Origin of the sequence: Brachybacterium sp. HMSC06H03, assembly GCF_001807385.1 — a bacterium.
Classification (GTDB): domain Bacteria; phylum Actinomycetota; class Actinomycetes; order Actinomycetales; family Dermabacteraceae; genus Brachybacterium; species Brachybacterium conglomeratum.
Genome location: NZ_KV788816.1, coordinates 1 through 2,581 on the forward strand (window position 1 = coordinate 1; position 2,581 = coordinate 2,581).

General features: G+C 75.9%; 3 protein-coding genes. All 3 read right to left on the reverse strand.

Annotated features, from left to right (window positions below):
• Positions 1–23: 23 nt before the first annotated feature.
• Complete coding sequence (locus HMPREF3159_RS09870) at positions 24–713, reverse strand: copper chaperone PCu(A)C (RefSeq protein WP_070500876.1); 690 nt, start codon at positions 711–713, stop codon at positions 24–26.
• 133 nt (positions 714–846) lie between these two features.
• Complete coding sequence (locus tag HMPREF3159_RS09875; RefSeq protein ID WP_070500877.1) at positions 847–1,536, reverse strand: hypothetical protein; 690 nt, start codon at positions 1,534–1,536, stop codon at positions 847–849.
• An 81-nt stretch (positions 1,537–1,617) separates the two neighbouring features.
• Positions 1,618–2,581: universal stress protein (locus HMPREF3159_RS09880; protein ID WP_246821596.1), on the reverse strand; the 964-nt coding region annotated here is incomplete at its 5' end.

A 2,581-nucleotide genomic window follows, 5' to 3' on the forward strand; every position in this document is an offset into this window, starting at 1 on the left:
GGGGGTGCGGTCGTCGGGGGCGGTCACTCGGCACCGTCCTCGGCGTCGCCCTCTCCGTGCTCGTCGGCACCGTGATAGCCGTGTCCGTCGGTGTCGTGGGCGTCCGCGTCGTGCCCGTCGTGCTCGCCGCCGTCGTCGGAGACGCCGGAGCCGGCCGAGCCCTCGGGCTCGTAGTGCTCCTGCGCGCCGGCGAAGTCCTTCACCGTGGCGGTGACGACCAGCTCGGTGCCGTCCTCGCACTGCAGCGTCAGCTCCACCTCGTCGCCGGGCCGCAGCGGGGCGGCGAGGTCCATGAGCATGAGGTGGTCCCCGCCGGGCTCGAGCACGAGCTCGCCGCCGTCGGGGACGGGGAAGCCGCCCTCCTTCTCCTGCATGCTCATGCCGCCGGAGCCGTCGCCCGTGGTCTCGTGCAGCTCGACCATCCCCGCCGACGGGGTGCTCGCCGCGATCAGCTGCAGAGCGCGGCCGGTCGCATTGGTGAGGGTGCCGAAGGCGGAGGTCATGCCCTCCTCGGCGGCCTTCACCCACGGGTCGACGAGGGTGAGCCCCTCGGTGCTCGTGCCGCCGCCGTCCGAGGCGGCGCCACCCGTCTCGGAGCCGTCGGAGCTGCAGGCCGCGAGCGGCAGGAGCAGTGCCGCGGCCAGGGCGGCCCGGCGGGTGGGACGGGCGAGGGAGGGCAGGAAGGAACGCTGGGTCGTGGAATGCTGAGACATCGAAGGTCCTCTCGAAGGGCCGACGTTCCGCGGCGCAGGGCGCGCGGGCAGCGGTCGGCGCGGACCCGTGCGGCAGGGATGCCGGACGGGTGATGGTCGATCGGGGACGGTCTGAGCGGGGCGTCGTCCCTGCTCAGGCCGCGAGGACCACCGGAGGGCCCCGGCGCAGCTGCGGGGTGAGGACGGCACGCTGGGCATGCAGGAGATGGGGCGCCGCGGGCAGGGGCCGGGCCGGCCGCTCGGGCACCAGCAGCGTGATCAGCAGCAGCAGCGGCGGATGTGCGAGCACCGCGAGGACGCTCAGCGCCAGGCGCGCACAGCGCATCAGCACCGACTCGCCGTGCTGCAGCAGCACCGCGGTCACCATCGCGGCGAGCACGTGCAGCAGGAGCATCCGCAGATCGGAATGGCTGCCGTGCAGGGCATGGTCGGCGACCGACGCGACCCCCTCGCCGCCGTCGCCGTGAGCGCCGTGCCCGACGACGCCGCCGGCGCCGTGCCCTGCGTGGCCCGCGCCGTGGCCCAGATGGGAGCCCGGCGGGTCCACGAAGGCCCGTCCCGGGTCACCGGGCGTGCCCGCGCTGAACAGTCCGTGGAACAGCGCCTGGCTGGCCAGCACCGCGACGCCCATGCGGGCCAGGGAGAAGTGCGTGCCCGCCAGCAGCGTGCACACGGCGACCGCGAGCCACCAGGGCACGAGGATCCCGAGCCAGGCCGGCATCGCCCCGCCGCCCGCGAGGTGGCCGCCGAGCGCGACGGCGGTCGCGATCGAGGCGGCGGTGCCTCCGCGCACGAGGCGCAGCGGCGAGCGGGAGGCGGACATGTCGCCATTCTGCCCCGTCGGGCCGCGCGGCGCGGCGCGAGATGCCCCTCGTCGGTGCGACCGGCCGGCGTCCCGGATGCGCTACGTGGCGTGGGACGGCACCACCATCACCGGCCCCTCGGCGTGCTGGAGCAGGCCGCGGGAGACCGAGCCGAGCAGGGTGCTCATCACGCGCCCGTGCCCGCGGGTGCCGACGACGGTGAGCTGAGCATCGGTCGACTCCGCGATCAGCAGCCGTACGGGGTCGCCGACCAGGACCTCGCTGGTGATCGTGAGCTCGGGGTGCTCCCGGCGCCGCTGCTCCAGGCCTCGTTCGAGCCGGGCCGCGGCCCGTGAGCGATGGGTCCGGACCACGTCGGGGTCCGGGCGCCAGGCCGCATAGGAGCCGCCCCAGTCCTCCAGGGACGGGAGCACCATGAGCACGCGCAGAGAGGTGCCGCGTGACAGCGCCGCCTGCGCGGCCACGTCCAGCGCCGCCCGAGCCCGGGCGGAGCCGTCGGTGCCCACGGTCACGGGGGCGTCCTCCTCGAGGGGCGCGAAGCGGTGCGCGCCCTCGCCGAGCTCGTAGCCGCGATGCACCACGACGGTGGGGCAGTGCGCATGGGCGGGGAGCGCGGCGGAGACCGAACCGAGCAGCCGGCCCATGAAGCCGCCGCGTCCGCGCGCGCCGACGACGGCCACAGCGGCCTGGGCCGACAGCTTCACGAGCACGCCCGCGGCATCGCCCCACTCGGCGCGCAGGTCGACGGCTCCGCTGTAGTCGCGCAGGTGCTCCCGCGCCTCGTCGAGCAGCTCGTGGGCGGCATTCAGCCGCGCGACCTCGGCCGGGACGACCGGGGTGAGGGCCGCCTCGGCGTAGGCCATGGTCGGCACGGTGTAGGCGGTGACCACGGTGAGCGGCAGGTCCTGGCGCAGCGCGGCGCGGGCGGCGTAGTGCAGCGCCTGGACGGCCTGCTCGGAGCCGTCGTAGCCGATCAGCACGCCGAGCGGCCGGTCCCCGTCCGGCGAGGTGCCGGGCGCGTCGGAGGCGTCGGGCGTCGGCGCG

Coding starts and splice junctions, on each gene's coding strand:
- HMPREF3159_RS09870 (WP_070500876.1), bottom strand. CDS start 713: ATGTCTCAGCATTCCACGACCCAGCGTTCCTTCCTGCCCTCCCTCGCC.
- HMPREF3159_RS09875 (WP_070500877.1), bottom strand. CDS start 1,536: ATGTCCGCCTCCCGCTCGCCGCTGCGCCTCGTGCGCGGAGGCACCGCC.